12 protein-coding genes and 2 tRNA genes are annotated in these 17,187 nt (G+C 39.9%); 4 read left to right on the top strand and 10 right to left on the bottom strand.

Translation table 11 applies throughout. The annotated features are described in order from the left end of the window. Positions 1–118: 118 nt before the first annotated feature. The 4 genes from BGP15_RS09535 to BGP15_RS09550 all read right to left on the bottom strand — a co-directional run bounded on the left by BGP15_RS09535 (position 119) and on the right by BGP15_RS09550 (position 3,816). Positions 119–1,411 carry a GTP pyrophosphokinase gene (locus BGP15_RS09535; protein WP_286769344.1) on the bottom strand — a complete coding sequence of 431 codons (1,293 nt, stop codon included), beginning with the start codon at positions 1,409–1,411 and terminating at the stop codon, positions 119–121. A gap of 201 nt (positions 1,412–1,612) precedes the next feature. Next, positions 1,613–2,923, bottom strand: coding sequence for a site-specific integrase (locus tag BGP15_RS09540; RefSeq protein WP_286769345.1), 1,311 nt, complete (start codon positions 2,921–2,923; stop codon positions 1,613–1,615). Between the two features lie 231 nt (positions 2,924–3,154). After that, a tRNA-Ser gene (locus tag BGP15_RS09545) sits at positions 3,155–3,242 on the bottom strand. 55 nt (positions 3,243–3,297) lie between these two features. After that, positions 3,298–3,816: a YceI family protein gene (locus BGP15_RS09550; protein ID WP_046676084.1), complete on the bottom strand. Its 519-nt coding sequence runs from the start codon at positions 3,814–3,816 to the stop codon at positions 3,298–3,300. Positions 3,817–4,001: 185 nt separating this feature from the next. Between BGP15_RS09550 and BGP15_RS09555 the strand changes: the two genes are divergently transcribed. Further along, positions 4,002–4,075, top strand: a tRNA-Arg gene (locus tag BGP15_RS09555). A gap of 117 nt (positions 4,076–4,192) precedes the next feature. Here the strand turns inward: BGP15_RS09555 and BGP15_RS09560 are convergent. Continuing rightward, the gene (locus BGP15_RS09560; RefSeq protein WP_286769346.1) at positions 4,193–6,505 is read right to left on the bottom strand and encodes a glycoside hydrolase family 3 protein; all 2,313 of its coding nucleotides are present in this window, start codon (positions 6,503–6,505) and stop codon (positions 4,193–4,195) included. 309 nt (positions 6,506–6,814) lie between these two features. On the opposite strand from BGP15_RS09560, the gene BGP15_RS09565 reads away from it, so the two are divergent. Further along, on the top strand, positions 6,815–7,564 hold the full coding sequence (locus BGP15_RS09565) for an NUDIX hydrolase (protein ID WP_112374665.1): 750 nt from the start codon (positions 6,815–6,817) through the stop codon (positions 7,562–7,564). Between the two features lie 141 nt (positions 7,565–7,705). Here the strand turns inward: BGP15_RS09565 and BGP15_RS09570 are convergent, their stop codons facing one another. From BGP15_RS09570 to BGP15_RS09590, 5 genes are all read right to left on the bottom strand, one after another. Then, positions 7,706–8,071, bottom strand: coding sequence for a response regulator (locus BGP15_RS09570; protein ID WP_070566459.1), 366 nt, complete (start codon positions 8,069–8,071; stop codon positions 7,706–7,708). 70 nt (positions 8,072–8,141) lie between these two features. After that, positions 8,142–8,972, bottom strand: a complete 831-nt coding sequence (locus tag BGP15_RS09575; RefSeq protein ID WP_286769347.1) for a CheR family methyltransferase — start codon at positions 8,970–8,972, stop codon at positions 8,142–8,144. Beyond that, positions 8,973–9,353, bottom strand: a complete 381-nt coding sequence (locus BGP15_RS09580) for a response regulator (RefSeq protein WP_286769348.1) — start codon at positions 9,351–9,353, stop codon at positions 8,973–8,975. Between the two features lie 13 nt (positions 9,354–9,366). Further along, entirely contained in the window at positions 9,367–12,969 is a 3,603-nt protein-coding gene (locus BGP15_RS09585; RefSeq protein WP_286769349.1) for a response regulator, read from the bottom strand. A 7-nt stretch (positions 12,970–12,976) separates the two neighbouring features. Then, on the bottom strand, positions 12,977–14,443 hold the full coding sequence (locus BGP15_RS09590; protein ID WP_115048486.1) for a hybrid sensor histidine kinase/response regulator: 1,467 nt from the start codon (positions 14,441–14,443) through the stop codon (positions 12,977–12,979). A 144-nt stretch (positions 14,444–14,587) separates the two neighbouring features. Here BGP15_RS09590 and BGP15_RS09595 point away from each other — a divergent pair, with 144 nt between their 5' ends. Then, complete coding sequence (locus tag BGP15_RS09595; RefSeq protein WP_286769350.1) at positions 14,588–15,589, top strand: ligase-associated DNA damage response exonuclease; 1,002 nt, start codon at positions 14,588–14,590, stop codon at positions 15,587–15,589. Positions 15,590–15,592: 3 nt separating this feature from the next. Beyond that, entirely contained in the window at positions 15,593–17,173 is a 1,581-nt protein-coding gene (locus tag BGP15_RS09600; protein ID WP_286769351.1) for an ATP-dependent DNA ligase, read from the top strand. Positions 17,174–17,187: the final 14 nt, after the last annotated feature.

A 17,187-nucleotide genomic window follows, 5' to 3' on the forward strand; every position in this document is an offset into this window, starting at 1 on the left:
TAGGCTCAAGCTCGAAAGAGGTTTTTAAGTTTTAACCCTATGACACAGTTGGTGTTACACTCCCCCCTAGTTAAAAAAAGCCTAAAAACGATAACTTCGAATTTAGGCTTGCTTATACTTATAAAGATTTCAATTCTCTTTCAAGCTTTTCCCTTTCTTCTTTATCTTCTACTTTTTCTATTAAATAAGATGTTATATTTTTTATATTTTCATAATCTCTATGCGTCAAGTTAGGGGCATTAAAGTTATGAACAATATCATTTCTTAAATTCCTTAAATGAATAATTTGCTCAAGTTGCCTCGGAGATATTATTTTACGATCTAAAAGAATCTCAAATTTTTTTCCCAAATACTTAAATTTTCGATTACTTAAAGTTGTTTTTGTTTCCTTAGTCGGATCGCTTTCTTTATTAAGAACATCTGTTGTTAAGTACGAAGAACTTTCATCAAGCAAAGTCCAATATTTTATAAATTTTTCAAAATTATTTGAAGAAGTCTTAGACAAATTTAAATTAGAAATAAAATTTTTCCACATGTTATTTTCAGTAAAGCTCTGATCATTTATAACAATATCCAACAATTGATTAGAGATAGTTTCTTTGTCATCAAGATTTACTAGATTTAAATATTCGTCTAAAATTTTCTTATCAAAATTTACATCATTTTTTAAGAAATTATTGATTAAATACGTATTCCCATATTTTACATTTTCATTATTTTTAAACTTATTAAAAATATAATTTGTTAATTCATATCTATCCTCGATTATAGAAGCTTTTTCAGTTCTTGCAGCCATTGCAGATTGTAATCTTTCCAATGCAATTTCACCTGATAACACCAATCCATTAATTTCATCAAGTATTGCTAATTCTTCTTTTGAAAGCTCCCCGGAATATGGTTTATATACTAGATCATGTTCAACTTCAGACCAAGCATGCATTAATACCGATGCTACTTGAATTTCTGCTAATGTATTCTGATATCTATTGATCAAAGCCTCTTCTTTTAATTGAACCCTGTAATGTGTGGCCCAATAACCTGAAAATCTCTTTGTATATTTAGGAGTATGGGTATTATTCGGAAAAACTTTTGTTATTTTAACCTCGAAAATTTCGTTAATTATTTCATCTAAAAGATCTCTTTCAGAAGGAAAATACAATGATACTCTGATACCTGCTAAGTCTACAATATCCTCATAAATTTCAGAAATATTTTCATAATTCTTTTCCTCATTTCTTTTTATAAGTTTGTCTTGGAGCCGCTCCGGTTTTTTAGCCCTAAAAGAAACTATAGCTTTGATACCTCTTTTGAATAGTTGATCTTCTATTTTATTACAAATGATTTGTGCTAACTTTTGATAATAGTCGTATTCTTTATTGTATTGTCTTATAAATTCGGTTATTAATTCCATAAATTTCAGAAAATTATACAGTTAAAGCGAGAGATAATAAATGTATTAATTTATTACAGGTACTTAAACACTTTTTCATAAAATGCTAATCTATTAAAAACTTTCTAATTCTTGCTAAATTTTAAATATTAACATGATAAATTCAAATTATCAAAACTAAATTTGATAAAAGTGTCAAGATCTAAAAGTTATCCTTCTGATTTACTTAATTAACTGATCTAAATTTTTCAAATGATTTATTTCTTTTTCAAGTGCCAAAAGAAGTGTTCTTAAATTCGCTGAGCCATCACTCCTGTTCTGAAGTGTTGATTCTAACTTTTTCATTTCCCGTGCAATAGCTTCTTGTTCAGTTATTGCATATTCTTCTGTCTGCTGAACAGAATAATGACCAAGCATTTCTTTAACAACATGTATAGAAACCCCATTATTTAAAGTGATAGTACTTGCAAATGTTCTTCGCGCTTTGTGTGTATTTAGTGTTTCTGAGATTTCACATAGGTCAGCTATTTCTTTTAAATATTCGTTCATCTTTTGATTCGAACGGCCAGGAAGAACTCTTCCCCTTTTTATACAGTCTGGATCATTGTTATATTTTGCCATTATTTCAAGGGCTTTTGGAAGCAAGGGAATATCAGTACCAGATTTAGACTTTTGTCTACTTGACATAATCCACATGCTGCCATCATCAGCCTCTTTAATTTCCGTCCATTTTAATTGAAATGCATCAATATAAGATAATCCAGTATAGCATTGAAAAACGAATATATCCCGAACTACTGTTAATCTGTTTGAAGAGAATACCTTCTCTTCTATCCGTTGTAATTCTTGCTTTGTCAAAGGTTTCTTTTTCACTTTATTTTTTTTACCTGAGAAAAGTTTAAATGGATCTTTAGGGATAATCTCTTTTGCAACGGCCCGGAGTACAATCTTCTTAAAATTACTAATATATTTCAAAGAGGTATTGTTCGAACACTTTCTGATAGTTTTTAGGTATAATTCGTAATTTTTTACGAATTCATAGTTTAATGCAGGAAACGAAAGATCTTCTCGCCCGTATTTAAATTTAATAAACTCTGCTACATGTGAACGGGCAGTAACATATCTTTCACGTGTTCCATCAGAATACTCTCCAGTTTTCACTAATGCAGCAATCTCCTCATTATGTTCCTGAAATTCTTCTAATACGGAGTTATGACGTTTGTACTTCCCATTCACAAAATCGATAAGATCGGCGGCAGTAATTAGCTTATCATTATTCAGCAGTTCTGTCCGATGGCTATTAATCTTTGTTCTAAATGAATCTAAAAAGAAATTTAGTTCCTTAGCGTCTTCTTTGGTACCAATGGCTTTTTCTTCCTTTTGGTTCCATCTTGTAACATCCCACTGTCTTTTAGTGGAACATTCTTTTGAAATTCCATCCACCGTAATTCGAACATAGACTAGGCGGATAGTTCGGCTTTTTTCTCTTGGGCTCTTCAGAAAGAAGGATAGCCCATAACTTTGTTCTAACATAATCAAACTTTTTAAGGGTTATAAATGTCGAACCAAAGATTTTTTCAGTTTTCAATGTGGCATTTTGTGGCACATTTTTGCAGAAACTCAATGTGCCACGAATTTGCCACAAAAATTATGAGTGTTTTTGAAAATTTCAGCAATTCCCATAAACAAAAAAATCCTACAAATCATTGATTTTGCAGGATTTATCTATTTTTTAGTGCTTTTTAAAAACTTTAAATTTGCACCTGGCGGAGAGTGAGGGATTCGAACCCCCGAACCTGTGACAGTTAACGGTTTTCAAGACCGCCGCATTCGACCACTCTGCCAACTCTCCGCGACAAAAGTACGAATTTTCACACTCCCACCAAATTTTATTTTATATATTGCGCTTATTGAGCTTTTATAAACTGAATATCAGCACTAAATTTTACTTCGTCACTTACCATTACCCCTCCTGTTTCCAACGCCGCATTCCAATTAAGGCCAAATTCTGAACGTTTGATTTTGCCTTCTACAATAAATCCAGCTTTCGTATTTCCCCAAGGATCTTTTTGGATACCCGCAAATTCCAAGTCGAAAGACACCGGTCTAGAAACGTCACGAATTGTCAAATTTCCCTTAATTTCATTATTCTCCAAGCTCGTTGCTTCAAATGTAATTGCTGGATATTTCTCTACATCAAAGAAATCTGCACTTTTTAAATGACCATCACGTTGCTCATTACGTGTATTAATCGATGCCGTGTCAATAACAACTTTCGCAAGGGCATTTTTAAAATCTTCGCCCTCGGCGTCAACATCAATTTTAAAACTGTCAAAGTTTCCTTTAACGTTTGTAATCATCATGTGTTTTACTTTGAATTCTATCTCGCTATGTGCAGCGTCTAGTTCCCATTTTCCTTGTGCCATAATTTTATGTTTTTTCTATTTGTTTAACAACACAAAGTTAACAGCAGTTTTATTCAATTTGTTTGACCTAGATCAATAAAATAATCTTATTGAAAAGCAATCAGTTATTGAAAAACCACAAAAAAAAGTCAGTGATATTTTGGAAATATAACACAAATGTCTACTTTTGCATTACCGAAAACGACGCGCCAATAGCTCAGCTGGATAGAGCATCGGTTTTCTAAACCGACGGTCTCAGGTTCGAATCCTGATTGGCGTACTTAAAAGCTCCTCTGTATGACACAAAGGGGCTTTTTTTATACATCAATCTCAAAATATCCACGATACATACGTAAGCTTGAACCTATCTCCCCTTCTCATTTTTAAATTGCCCTTATTATTTCCTCACAAACTCTCCTACGCGTTTATCTTTAATGACACCCGACCAGTTTAAACCATAACCAAAATCGTAGGCGTGTCCTGCTTGATCAACATAGACTTCCATGTCAAAAGGCACGTCCTCAGCTTGTTTCTCAACTGTAGCCATGTTTGCGGGCATTTGAACAGGCAATAGACCGGAAGGTTCGTACTTTCCAAACATAACATCCAATACAGCCTGTGTTGATACACCAAAATTTAGGATAATACCTGATACCTCCTTTTCAAACTCGGCAAATACCATGGGCTTGTTTGCTGTCACAGACACCAAAATAGGTTTCCCCTTCATCATATCCTTCGTATCCAATATCGTTTGAAGATCCATCACATTCGCAGCAGTCACCATTTTATTCTTATAAGACCTATTCTTAATCGATGGATCGATTATAGGATCACCTGCGGCAATACTCTCCGCTCGTGCATCTGAGGCTGTATAAGTGCCATACTGCAAGGAAATCGGAACATAGCCATTTCCACCATTCTTGCGATCTCTTTCGCTATATCCACCTTCGGCACTGATCGGGCTCTGTACAAACACAACTGCAAGGTCAGCTTCACTAGGGTTATCGGTTAAATCTGCATATTTCCGCAAGAGATCAATATTGACAGGGTATTCCAATCGTGCCGGTGTATAGTTTCCCCACCAATCTTTCATTGCTGCCCTATACATCTTCGGAACATAAACTTTCTTCCGTCCACGAATAGGCAATTGCTGATCACTATTCTTTAGTAAAACAACTGACTTTACCTGTGCCTCGTAGCCCTCCTTCATATAGAGCGGATTTCCAACGGTAGCTTGGCTCTGCTTGACATCCAAATAGGGATTTTCAAATAGTCCTACTCGGAAAATATTCAACAGAAGCCTTCTGGCAGAAGCCTCGAACCGTTGCCGCATAAATTTCTGTCCGTGCTCTTTCACGCCCAATTCATAAGCGGCCAATACAGGAGCCTTATCGTTATTGCCACCAAATTGATCTATGCCTGCCATTAATGCCTTATAATGGCGCTCTGCCACCGACAACTGTTCTACCCCCCAGGGTTTGCCTGCAAATCCATCAGGCTTAGGTGCTTCATCCCCCGTAATCAACCAGTCCGAACAGATCACACCATCGTAACCGTAAGTACCACGCAGCAAGTCTGTAAGCAAATATTTGCTATAACCATTTCCCACATTTTCACCATTTTTCTTATCCTGACCAAAAGAAATCGTATAATAAGGCATAACTGCGGCTGCCTTGCTCGTCTTTCCAGCCAATTGGAAAGCTCCATTGACAAATGGCATAATATGTTGCTTCAGGTTATCCCCTGGATATACCGCAAATTTTCCAATAGCCCAATGGCCGTCCCGACCACCTTCCTCTGGCCCACCACTGGGCCAATGTTTCACCATAGCGTTGACACTCTTATAGCCCCAGCCTAAGGCAATTTCGTCTTTTCCACTTGATGTCTGAAAACCATCGATATAAGCTCTAGCCATCGCTGTTGTCAACTCGGGACTCTCTCCAAAAGTCATACCGATACGATACCAACGCGGTTCGGTACCCAAATCTATCTGTGGTGATAATGCCGTCGTGATGCCCAAGGATCGATATTCCGAAGCCGCTACTTGCCCAAAACGTTTGACGATAGCTGGATCGAATGTCGCCGCCATCGCAAGCCCATCCGGCCACATTGAAATTTGCCCCCCTGCCCCAGCGTTGAACTCTGCGCTGACAACAGCATTATGACGTGGGTCGGAACTATTATTCGCCGGAATCCCCCATCCCAAGCCTTCCACAAAACCTTGCAACTCATTATTCCAGCGGGCAGCGGTCTCCGGATCTTTTACTGCTGTCAACAGGACATGCCTCAGCCCATCTTTCTCCAGAAACTCACGCTGCTGATCGGTCAGAGCCCAAGGTGAAACTAGACCTTCCTGATAGTTTTTTCCTTGATAAGTGCCTCCCATAAATCCAAAGGCCGGTGCCGGTAAAGCTTGATGCCTGCTATACAACATAAGCCCAGCAATCTGATCAACAGACAATTTTGAGGCGAGATCCTTGGCTCGCTCCTCTGCTGTCAAACGCCAGTCTTCATAACGGTCTAATTTTCCATTTCGATTGAGATCCTTAAATTTATTTCCAGCAATACTTAGGATCTTCACGCCCGAAGTTGTTGAATACCCCAAAACAGGGCCATACTGATTCTCAATCTTTTGATAAACTTGGCCTTGTGCTGAAAAAGTTAAAAATAGACTGAAAGATGAAGCGAATAGTAGGTTTCTTACATTCATAAAATCTGTTCGTTTAATACATGAGTTCGTAGTCAAACATTCGCCTGAAGGCTAATAAAACATTTGGCTTAACACGTTATAATCAGTTATTTACATTGCTTCATAATGAAGCAATACAAGTGTACAATCTTTTTGTTCAATTACAAAATAAAATCAACAAAATAACACAAACAACTAATTACCAGCAAATTGATTTATCAAAAAAGCACCTTATGTAATTTTTGCATAAGGAATTGTTCGAGTTTTATCCGGCAACATACCTCCCATTGCGATATTTTTTTGTAATATTAACCCAAAGACAGCAGTTATATGGATTTCAGAACACAGCTAATTAACGCATCAGCAGAGAGCTATGAAAAATTTCTACCTCACATTTCTGTGGATACCGTCGTCTTTGGCTTCGACCAAGGTTCCTTGAGAATCCTTTTGCTAAAAATGAATTATAATAAAGAATGGTTTCTGCCTGGTGGCTATGTAGGGAAAGAGGAAGATACGGACGAGGCGGTCAAACGCGTACTTTACGAACGCTCAGGTGTGAAGGATATATTCTTGGAAGAATTTGCGGTATTTGGATGCCCACAGCGCAGCCAGCAATCCTTTGCAGATTACCCAGACACATTGTGGAACAAACAGCGATTTATTTCAATTGGTTATTACGCGCTGGTAAACTACAAACACGTAATTCCTCAACCTGATTCCTTAAGTGAGACTTGTCAGTGGATCGACTTTAGGGACATCACTGAGCTCAATATCACCATGGATCATCGCAAAATCATCAACAAGGCTCTCCGGACTCTTCGCGAGCGGCTTTCTTATAAACCAATAGGATACAATTTGCTACCAGACAAGTTTACGCTGACCGACCTGCAAGGACTCTATGAAACAGTGCTTGGTAAGAAACTTAATCGTGGCAATTTTTATCGTAAAATGAAAAATATGGGTATCCTCCAAAAACTTGACGAACAGCGGAAAGGCGGAGCCCATAAAGCTCCTGATCTCTATAAATTCAACGTGGAGACCTATAACACTATTTTACAGGAAGGTCTAAATACCTGGTAGTCAGATCACCGATACATTTTTACCAAATACATAATAGATCAAAAGCCAATTGCTGCTGGCCTAGACCAGCATACTTTCAGTGACTAAACTAACCTGCGAGAACCGGAGATTTGCAGCCTTTAAGTCTAACCTTAAATTGATCTATACAATATATTTATTAACAATATTTTCCAAATCTTCCAAATCAAAAGGTTTAGATAGAAAATCATCCGCTCCGGCACGATCTGCCAGGGATTGAATATCGTTATTTGCCGACACGTAAATTACGGGAATATGGCTAAAACGCTGATCTGATTTAAGCAATCTGGTTGCTTCAACCCCACCGATGTTTGGAATCCAGTTATCCATTAAAACAAGATCGGGCTCTGCAGATTCCACCTTTTGGATAATATCATGTGAAGTTTCCGAAACTTCAACGTGAAACCCCAAATCTGTCAAAACAACCGTTATAACCTCCAAAATAATGGTATCGTCCTCAAATATCAACACCGTTTTTGTTTTACTCATATAAAATAGTTTATATATACCGTCATTGTTTTACATGAGGCACAAAAGATTCATGCCTGCCTGCAATCCCCTATAAGGTATAAAGTTTTTTCCAAATTTTTTGATCCCCTACAGCTGTAAAGTTATGCTGAATACCTGAAAATCGTATGGTTTCTTTACTACCTAATGCCAAATATCCTAAATTTTCTAGACTCGCGTCAAATAATTTAAAAACACGCTCCTGCAAATCTTTATTAAAATAGATCAAAACATTCCGACAAAGGATTAATTGAAAGCTATTAAATGATGTGTCTGACACCAGATTATGGGTAGATAAAATCATTTTTTGCTTAAGATCGGCATCGAATTTTGCCCATTCATAATTTGCTGTGTAATATTTCGAAAAGTCCTGTTTTCCTCCAGATTCTATATAATTTTCGGAAAAAGATTTTATCTGGCTCAATGGATATACACCATTTCGGGCAATATCGAGTACCCGAGGATTAATATCCGTTGCATAGATCAATGACTTGTGATACAGATTAGCCTCTTTTAGCAAAATGGACATCGAATAAGCTTCCTCTCCTGTGGAGCATCCTGCAATCCATACACGGATCAATGGATATGTCCCCAATTGAGGGAGAATTTCCTCCCGCAGTTGACGAAAGAATAAGGGATCTCGAAACATCTCGGTCAAGTTAACAGTAATCTCTTCAACAAAATGCTGCAAAAATGCCGGGTTGTCTTTTAATACAAAACGAAGTTCAGCAAAACTTGCCAAACGGTCACTCGTCATAAGCCGATTAATCCTCCGCTTCATCGATGCACGGCTATACTGCAAAAAATCATACCCGTAGTCGCGATAGATATCTTCAAGCAAAATATCTATTTCATGGTCTTTTATGATACTATAGCCCAACATTTAGATTAACCGTTCAATTTCACCTATCAATTTATCGACATCAATCGGCTTCGAGACATACGACTGGGCTCCAGCTTCCAAGCATTTCTCCCGGTCTCCACTCATCGCTTGCGCTGTCACGGCAATAACTGGAATTTTGCCCAGCAAACTCGAATTGCGGATCAGCTGAATCGCCTCATAGCCATCGATTTCAGGCATCATCATATCCATCAATATCAGCGCTACACCTTTATTCGTCTCCAAGATCTCGATAGCCTCGCTCGCACTCGTGCTGCTCAATACTTGATATCCCTTCGCTTTCAACGTCAAACGCAATGCAAAAATATTGCGTTGATCGTCGTCCACAATTAATATTACCTTTATTACCTTATTCTGATCCATATATCAGTTGTCCTCAATTTTCATATAACCACACACGCAATAAAGACAAGAGCTGATCGATATCTACCGGCTTCGAGATATAATCCGAAGCTCCTGCCTGAATACATTTTTCTCGGTCGCCGATCATCGACTTCGCCGTAACAGCGATGATTGGTAATCTTGCATAATCAACATGTTGCCTGATATTCTTAATAGTCTCATAGCCATCCATCTCTGGCATCATCATATCCATCAATACAATATCAATAGGTTCTCCTGACGTCAATACTTCCAACGCTTCTTTACCATCCATTGCAGGAATTACTTTCACTTGAAATTTCTCCAATGCTTTGGTTATTGAAAAGATGTTCCTGACGTCATCGTCAGCAACAAGGACCTTCTTGCCCTTCAATACATCGGTCAAAGCTCCAAGCCCATTGTTCTTCCTTCTAGCGTCGTCTGAATTATTAACCTCAATCAAATGAAGAAACAAGCCGACCTCATCTAGAATCCGTTGATAAGAATGGGCCGTCTTTACAACAACGGAGTCTGCGTATTTCTTAATTTTCAACTCTTCAGCCTTAGACAGGTTCTTGCCTGTAAAGATAATGATCGGCAGGTTCTCTAATCCCTCATGTTGTTTGATTGCTTCTAACGTATGGTAGCCCATTTCATCAGGAACCCCCATGTCCAGAATCACACAGTCCACATCTGCCGTGCGTAAAGCAGTAATACTTTCCTCTACATTATCTTTTACTTCAAGTGATATATTAAAACTACTTAAGAAATAAGACAGTGCACTGGCATGCTTTGGATTTTCTTCAACAATAAGTACCTTCTTCGGTGAACGGCTTAAGGCCGATTCAATTTTTTGGAATACCGAAGTCATTTGCTCCAACGCAACAGGCTTATTAATAAAGTCGATTGCTCCTTTTAATAAACTTTCTTTCTTCACCTCAAGCGAAGACATGATATGAACCGGAATGTGCCGCGTAGCCTTATTGCCCTTCAATTGATCCATGACAGCCCATCCGTCCATGATTGGCAATTGAATATCGAGCAGAATAGCAGCTGGATGATACTTCTGTGCTGCAGGGAGTGCATGATCACCACGAACAACAACTACACCTTTATAGTTTTGTGTATGTGTATATTTCAAGAGTGCCTTGGCAAAATTAACATCATCCTCCACAATCAAAATCACCTTGTCTCCCTCTGCAACCGTATCTCGATCATCTGGAATCTCCTCGGGGATCCTAATTGTGACCGGATTATAGGTATCTTCTTTAACAATCTCAATCACCTCTTCTACTTCCGAAGATATCTCCTCAACCAATTGCTGCTCCTTGGTCAATATCTCTTTGACCTCAACTTTGGACTTCGGAATAATGAACAAAAAGGTACTACCTTTACCCACTTCGCTTTCCAATCTGATCTCTCCACCAAGCAAACGTGCAATCTCCCGGCTAATAGAAAGTCCTAGGCCAGTACCGCCAAACTTCCGCCTCGTCGAGCCATCAGCTTGTTGGAAGGCTTCAAAAATAATTTTCTGCTTTTCAAGTGGTATACCAATACCCGAATCGACAACAGCGAATACCAATCGATCGTGATCACTTGGATCTTCATAGATTTCCAGACGTACTTCGCCTTCTTTGGTAAATTTAATCGCATTTGAAATCAAATTACGGAGTACCTGATCGATGCGAAGCCGATCTCCCTCAAAGCGAGGTGCGATCTTAGCACTGACAGTCGTCTTAAAAGCCAACCCCTTCTCCTTTACAATGGGTAAAAACAGGCTATTCAAATCGGACAAAATATCATGCAGATCCAACGACGCATAATCTAAGGTCATTTTACCGGACTCAATTTTCGATAGGTCCAAAATCTCATCGATCAAGGTTAACAAACTCGTCCCTGAACTTTGAATGACTTTAGCTGATTCAATCTGATCTGAATTTAAGTTTTCCTCTACATTCTCCGATAGCAAACGCGATAGCAGTAATATCGAGTTGAGCGGTGTACGGAGTTCATGGGACATATTAGCCAAAAACTCAGATTTATATTTAGTACTCAGCGCCAACTCTTCGGCTTTCTGCTGAATTTCCTGATTTCGTTCGGCAATCATCAAATTCTTATCTTCAAGCAATCGCGAGCGTTCCTCTAATTCTTGATTGGACTGCATCAGTTCCTCGTGTTGCACTTTGAGCTCTTCCTCTGAAGACTGCAAACGCAATGTTTGCGCCTCCAATTCAGTATTTAAACTTTCAAGCTCGGCATGTTGTGTTAATAGCTCTTCAGACTGTACCTGTGTTTCCTCCAGCAATGTCTGGATTTTTGCCCTTCCTTTTGCTGAAACTAGTGCAATCCCAATCTGTCGGGCACATTCAGTCAAAAATGTTTGTTCTACCGCAGTGAAACTATCCATCTGACCAACTTCCAATACGCCCAGGACTTGATCATCAACCAGCATCGGTAAGAAAATAATATGCTGCATATGGATCTTTCCATTGGCAAAACTAACCACGTAATCCGTTGCATTCAGATTATGAAGTGTCTTAGATTCCCGGTCAACAAATACCTGCCCAATATAGCCTTCTCCCGGCAAAAAATATCGCTGTGTCTGCATATCCAAACCATATGCTCCTGAAAGTTCCAACTTGTCATCGTTAAAAATATAGATCGCGCCACTGATAGCACCGGTATAATCCACAAGACTTTTGATGGAATCTGCAGCAATTGTTTGCTCACTCTTATTTCCCATCAATCCAGTGTAAAGTTTGGCATAGCCCGCATGAAGCCAATCATTATCTGTTAGCTGTTCAAATGATTTTTTCAACGCCTTCGACATCCTATTGACGGCTTTCGCAATTTCACCGAGATCATCGTCTCCGACCTCCTCTGCCTTGACATCATAATCCCCCAATGCGATTCGATTGGTAATCTTCTGAACCAAATTTAAGCGCCTAGAAATACCTTCATCCTTCTCACGTAATGATTTCTCGAGTGCTGCACGCTTCAAGAAGTCCGCACGTAACCTAAAATAAAAATAGCTAGTAATAATAAGAGAAAGCAAGGCACTGATAACAATAAACAAGGTTGTGATAAACGAAGAATTATCCAAATTAGCCGATTTCCTATCGATATTATCGTCCTCATACTGATTAATATCCTTGATAATTGCACGGCACTTATCCATAGCCATTTTACTCTCATCCAATTGTGCTAAGCCGAAAACGCCGCCCCTTCTCTTCGTTGCAACTGATTCCTTTAAAATGTCGAGCCGCCATTTTGCTGCAATTACAAGACTGTCTACTCGAACCTTCTGCACCGGATCCTGCTTGGTGAGGGCTTCTATCTCCTGCAATTCTTTGGGCAAACTTTCCAAGGCATTATTAAAAGGCTCTAAATAGCTTTCTTTACCAGTCAGAAGAAAGCCCCGGTTTCCAGTTTCAGCACCTTGTAACGAAGCTAGTAAACTAGTTGAAGTGCTGATTATTTTTCTTGTTACCGCAAGCTCCTGGCGATGCCTATTTTGCTCCTGTATACCAATGTATGATGCAGTAGAACTAATAAGCAGTACGACTAATGAAAAACCGATCCCCCACGTTAGATTATTGAGTGTCTTACTATTTGGCATTCTTAAATTAATTTAAGGGTAAGGTAAAATAGAAGGTTGCACCACGCTCGCCCGAACTCTCTACACCAATCGTTCCCTGATGGCTTCGTATAATTTCGGCGCAGATGTAAAGGCCTATCCCGAGCCCTTGAAAGTCAAATGATGTTTCTTCCACACGATAAAATTTCTCAAAAACATCAGCTTGCTTTTCCACGGGTATCCCGATGCCGAAGTCGATTACACTGATCTTCACAGCATCGTCGACAACCGTACAATCTACAATGACTTTTTCCGTGCCCGCCGCATATTTGTATGCATTCGTCAAGAAATTAACCAATACCTGCTCCAGACGGATCTCATCACCGTATATTTGTACCGCTGTGATATCACCGGTTCGAATAAGCTTCATGCTGCTTTGGTCATGCGTCTGAACAATGGAATCAACCGCACTTTTTACCATATGCTCAAGTGAGAATACTTTTTTATTGATAAGCAACTTCCCATTGTCAATTTTTGATAGATCCAAAAGATCCGATATAAGGCTGTTGAGTTTATCTATTTGTCCTTGCACCCGATGAACATACCTTGCTTCAGCACTTTCCTCTTCCAGTTTCAACTTGCGGTCAAGCAATTGCATATAGGCCTTTATACTTGTCAACGGTGTTTTCAACTCATGACTGGCAATACTCAGAAACTCATCTTTCTCTTTTTCCGCCCGCTTTTGTGCGTCAATATCGGTGAAAGTTCCTATCCAGTTGCTTTCACTATTTTGCAAGATTGGCCACACCCGCAACAATTGGTATGAATACTCTCCACAATGGGTCTTTTTCAAACGGACTTCCATCTCCAAAGGTTCACCCGACTGAAGGCTACCGTGAAGCGCGGCAGCGATAGGCCGGTCACCAGGGTAAGTCTGCGGAAAAATAGTGGCATCATCAGAAAATTCAAACCAGCGGCCATTGACAAAATCAATATTACCGCTCTTGTCACAAGTAAATGCAATTTGAGGAAGCGACTCCAAAAGCGTATGTAAATAGTCCAATTTAGACCGAAGCTCCTGCTGCGCCTGCTTTCGTCGTTCCACTTCAAGCTCCAAGGTCTGCTGAACATCTTTCAATGCCTGCGTCTGCTCATAAAGGCGATAAAACGTCTTGACTTTCAGCATTAGAATATCCGGATCAACAGGTTTGGTGACATAATCCAAACCACCGGAATCATAGCCTTTCGTAATAAATTTTTTATCTGTATTGACCGCAGACAAAAATATGATCGGTGTTTCCTTTGTCTTACTAAAACCGGCGATATTCTCGGCGACTTCAAAGCCGTCCATATCCGGCATTTGAACATCCAATATGATTAATGCATAATTATTTTTTAGGATCTTTTTTAAAGCTTCTTCCCCAGAATGAGCGGTATCAACTTTAAAGTTCTTGGATTCCAGCAATTTTTGTAAAGAGTAAATATTATCCGGATTATCATCGACAATTAATATCATAGTGTATTAAAACTTAGCATCAAGGTTAACAAATCTAAAAAAATTAACTGAATACCCCCAACATTAATACGCAAAGACAACAGTAAATTGAAAAGACAGCAAATAAGTAAAACTTTAGCCCACGAAACCCTGTTTTAATGAATAATGATAAGTTTTACATCAAAAGGTATTTACTGTGTTCCGGGCAAGTTTTATCTTGATCCATGGCAACCAGTTGATTTGGCAGTCATCTCCCATGGTCACGCAGATCATGCCCATTGGGGAATGAAGAAATACTTATGCCACCATTTTACGGTCAATATCCTACGAAGTCGCATAGGTCCAGACATTCAGGTTCAAGGTCTTAGCTACAACGAAGCGGTATACATCAATGGAGTCAGGGTCTCCTTACATCCAGCTGGCCATATCATTGGCTCTGCACAGATACGCCTGGAACATAAAGGTAAAGTTGTCGTCTTTACGGGCGATTACAAGATTCAGGACGATGGTTTATCTACGCCGTTCGAACCCATAAAGTGCCATGAACTTATTACAGAAAGTACATTCGGCCTCCCTATTTACCGTTGGGATTCCGTAGAAGCGCAAAATGAAAGCCTACAGACATGGATTAAAACCAATCAGAGCAACAACAAAACCTCTGTGTTTATCGGTTATTCCCTTGGAAAATCGCAGCGCATTCTCAACGCTGTTCATGAGATGGGTCCCGTATACGTTCATTACAGCATTGCCAAGCTGAACGAAGCCTATAGTCAGGCAGGTATAAAATTGCCAAATTACCGCATCGCCGATTTAAAATCGGAGCTCAAACAGCTTGACAATCAAATTGTGCTGCTACCGCCTGCTCTGCTGGACAGCCAGCTTCTACAGAAAATACCGCATGTTGCCCATGCGATCTGCTCCGGATGGATGCAAATCCGTGGGGCACGGCGATGGCGCAGCGCTGATGCCGGCTTTGCGATCAGCGATCATGCCGACTGGCAGGGCTTATTGCAGGCGGTACGTGGTAGCGCTGCCGAAAAAGTATATGTCACACACGGACAGACAGCAACATTTGCCAAATATCTGAATGAAATCGGTATTGAGGCCGAAGAAGTTAAAACGCAATACGGAGATGAAGAGGACCCTCAAAGCCAAACCACAGAATAGCCTATGAAAGAATTTGCTACATTGATCCATGCGCTTGACAGCAGCAATAAGACCAATTCGAAAAAAGAAGCTATTTTAACTTTTTTCAATCAGGCTTCCGAAAAAGACAAACTTTGGTTTCTTGCCCTGATGACCGGCAAAAGACCAAAACGAAGCATCGCGATCAAGGATCTTAAAACATGGGCCTTACAAATCACCGGAATCCCCGAATGGTTGTTTATAGAATCGTATGCTGCCGTAGGCGATCTGGCCGAGACCTTATCGTTGCTGCTCCCACCACCATCACAGCAGATCGAAAAAAGCCTGAGTGAATGGATGGACGAGATCATTGCCATCCGGGATGACAGTATAGCCCAAAAAAAGGCTTTTGTCCTTCATTCCTGGAATGCACTAAATACCGTAGAGCGTTTCATTTTCAATAAACTGCTCGGCGGCAGCTTTAGACTGGGAGTTTCCGATAAGGGATTAATCAATACAATCGCGCAGTATACCAACACTGAAGCAAGCGCTGTAGCGCATAGTATCATGGGCGAATGGAATCCGCATGCGGTAGAATTCGACAAACTCGTCAATGGCGCTTACAGCGATACCAACCGCTCCAAACCTTATCCATTCTGCCTTGCTTATCCTTTAGAAAAGGCCCCCGAAGACCTAGGCTCTCTCAACGAATGGCAGGCAGAATACAAATGGGACGGTATACGTGGCCAGCTCATCAAGCGCGAAGATGAAATACATATCTGGTCTCGCGGAGAGGAACTCGTGACAGCGCAGTTCCCTGAAATTACCGAGGCCCTCCATCAGTGGAAAGGAAATTTTGTGCTTGATGGCGAAATCCTAGCTGTCAGAGACGGCGGTGTCCTCAACTTTTCCGAACTGCAAAAACGAATCAACCGAAAGACCATTCCAAAGTCACTGCGTGAAGAAGTACCTATTTCAGTCTACCTTTATGATATTGTCGAACTGGATGGCATCGATCTGCGCGATAAGCCTCTTAATTACAGACGTACACTGCTAGAACAGTGTTATGCTGTAAATCCTCCAGGTGCTTTAGAGCTGTCACCTTTGATACATGCAGCAGATTGGTCCGCGCTACAAGACATTCAGGCAAACTCGCGCGAGGTCAACAGCGAAGGACTTATGCTCAAGAAAAAGGACTCCGCTTATCATGCCGGCCGCAAAAAAGGCGACTGGTGGAAATGGAAGGTAAACCCCATGAGTATAGACGCTGTCCTCATTTATGCACAGAAAGGAAGTGGCCGCCGAAGTGCCCATTATACCGATTATACTTTTGCCGTAAAGGATGACGATCAGCTTGTAACGATCGCAAAAGCCTATTCAGGTCTTACAGACAAGGAAATTCTAGAAGTTAGCCGCTTTGTAAAACAAAATTCTTTAGAGAAATTCGGCCCCGTAAGAACCGTTAAACCTGAACTAGTTTTTGAAATTGCCTTTGAAGGCATTGGATACAGCAAACGTCATAAATCGGGTGTCGCGCTACGTTTTCCGAGGATATTACGCTGGCGAAAAGACAAGACCGCCGCAGAGATCGATAGTCTTGAAGATATTAAAAAGTTGATACAATAAGGCATAGCTTCATA

Origin of the sequence: Sphingobacterium sp. 40-24 (assembly GCF_001899705.1) — a bacterium.
In the GTDB taxonomy this organism is placed as follows: Bacteria; Bacteroidota; Bacteroidia; order Sphingobacteriales; family Sphingobacteriaceae; genus Sphingobacterium; species Sphingobacterium multivorum.

Bases quoted from the DNA above. Each gene is read 5' to 3' on its own strand.
- BGP15_RS09535 (WP_286769344.1), bottom strand. From the start codon at position 1,411: ATGGAATTAATAACCGAATTTATAAGACAATACAATAAAGAATACGAC.
- BGP15_RS09540 (WP_286769345.1), bottom strand. From the start codon at position 2,923: ATGTTAGAACAAAGTTATGGGCTATCCTTCTTTCTGAAGAGCCCAAGA.
- BGP15_RS09550 (WP_046676084.1), bottom strand. From the start codon at position 3,816: ATGGCACAAGGAAAATGGGAACTAGACGCTGCACATAGCGAGATAGAA.
- BGP15_RS09560 (WP_286769346.1), bottom strand. From the start codon at position 6,505: ATGAATGTAAGAAACCTACTATTCGCTTCATCTTTCAGTCTATTTTTA.
- BGP15_RS09565 (WP_112374665.1), top strand. From the start codon at position 6,815: ATGGATTTCAGAACACAGCTAATTAACGCATCAGCAGAGAGCTATGAA.
- BGP15_RS09570 (WP_070566459.1), bottom strand. From the start codon at position 8,071: ATGAGTAAAACAAAAACGGTGTTGATATTTGAGGACGATACCATTATT.
- BGP15_RS09575 (WP_286769347.1), bottom strand. From the start codon at position 8,972: ATGTTGGGCTATAGTATCATAAAAGACCATGAAATAGATATTTTGCTT.
- BGP15_RS09580 (WP_286769348.1), bottom strand. From the start codon at position 9,353: ATGGATCAGAATAAGGTAATAAAGGTAATATTAATTGTGGACGACGAT.
- BGP15_RS09585 (WP_286769349.1), bottom strand. From the start codon at position 12,969: ATGCCAAATAGTAAGACACTCAATAATCTAACGTGGGGGATCGGTTTT.
- BGP15_RS09590 (WP_115048486.1), bottom strand. From the start codon at position 14,443: ATGATATTAATTGTCGATGATAATCCGGATAATATTTACTCTTTACAA.
- BGP15_RS09595 (WP_286769350.1), top strand. From the start codon at position 14,588: ATGATAAGTTTTACATCAAAAGGTATTTACTGTGTTCCGGGCAAGTTT.
- BGP15_RS09600 (WP_286769351.1), top strand. From the start codon at position 15,593: ATGAAAGAATTTGCTACATTGATCCATGCGCTTGACAGCAGCAATAAG.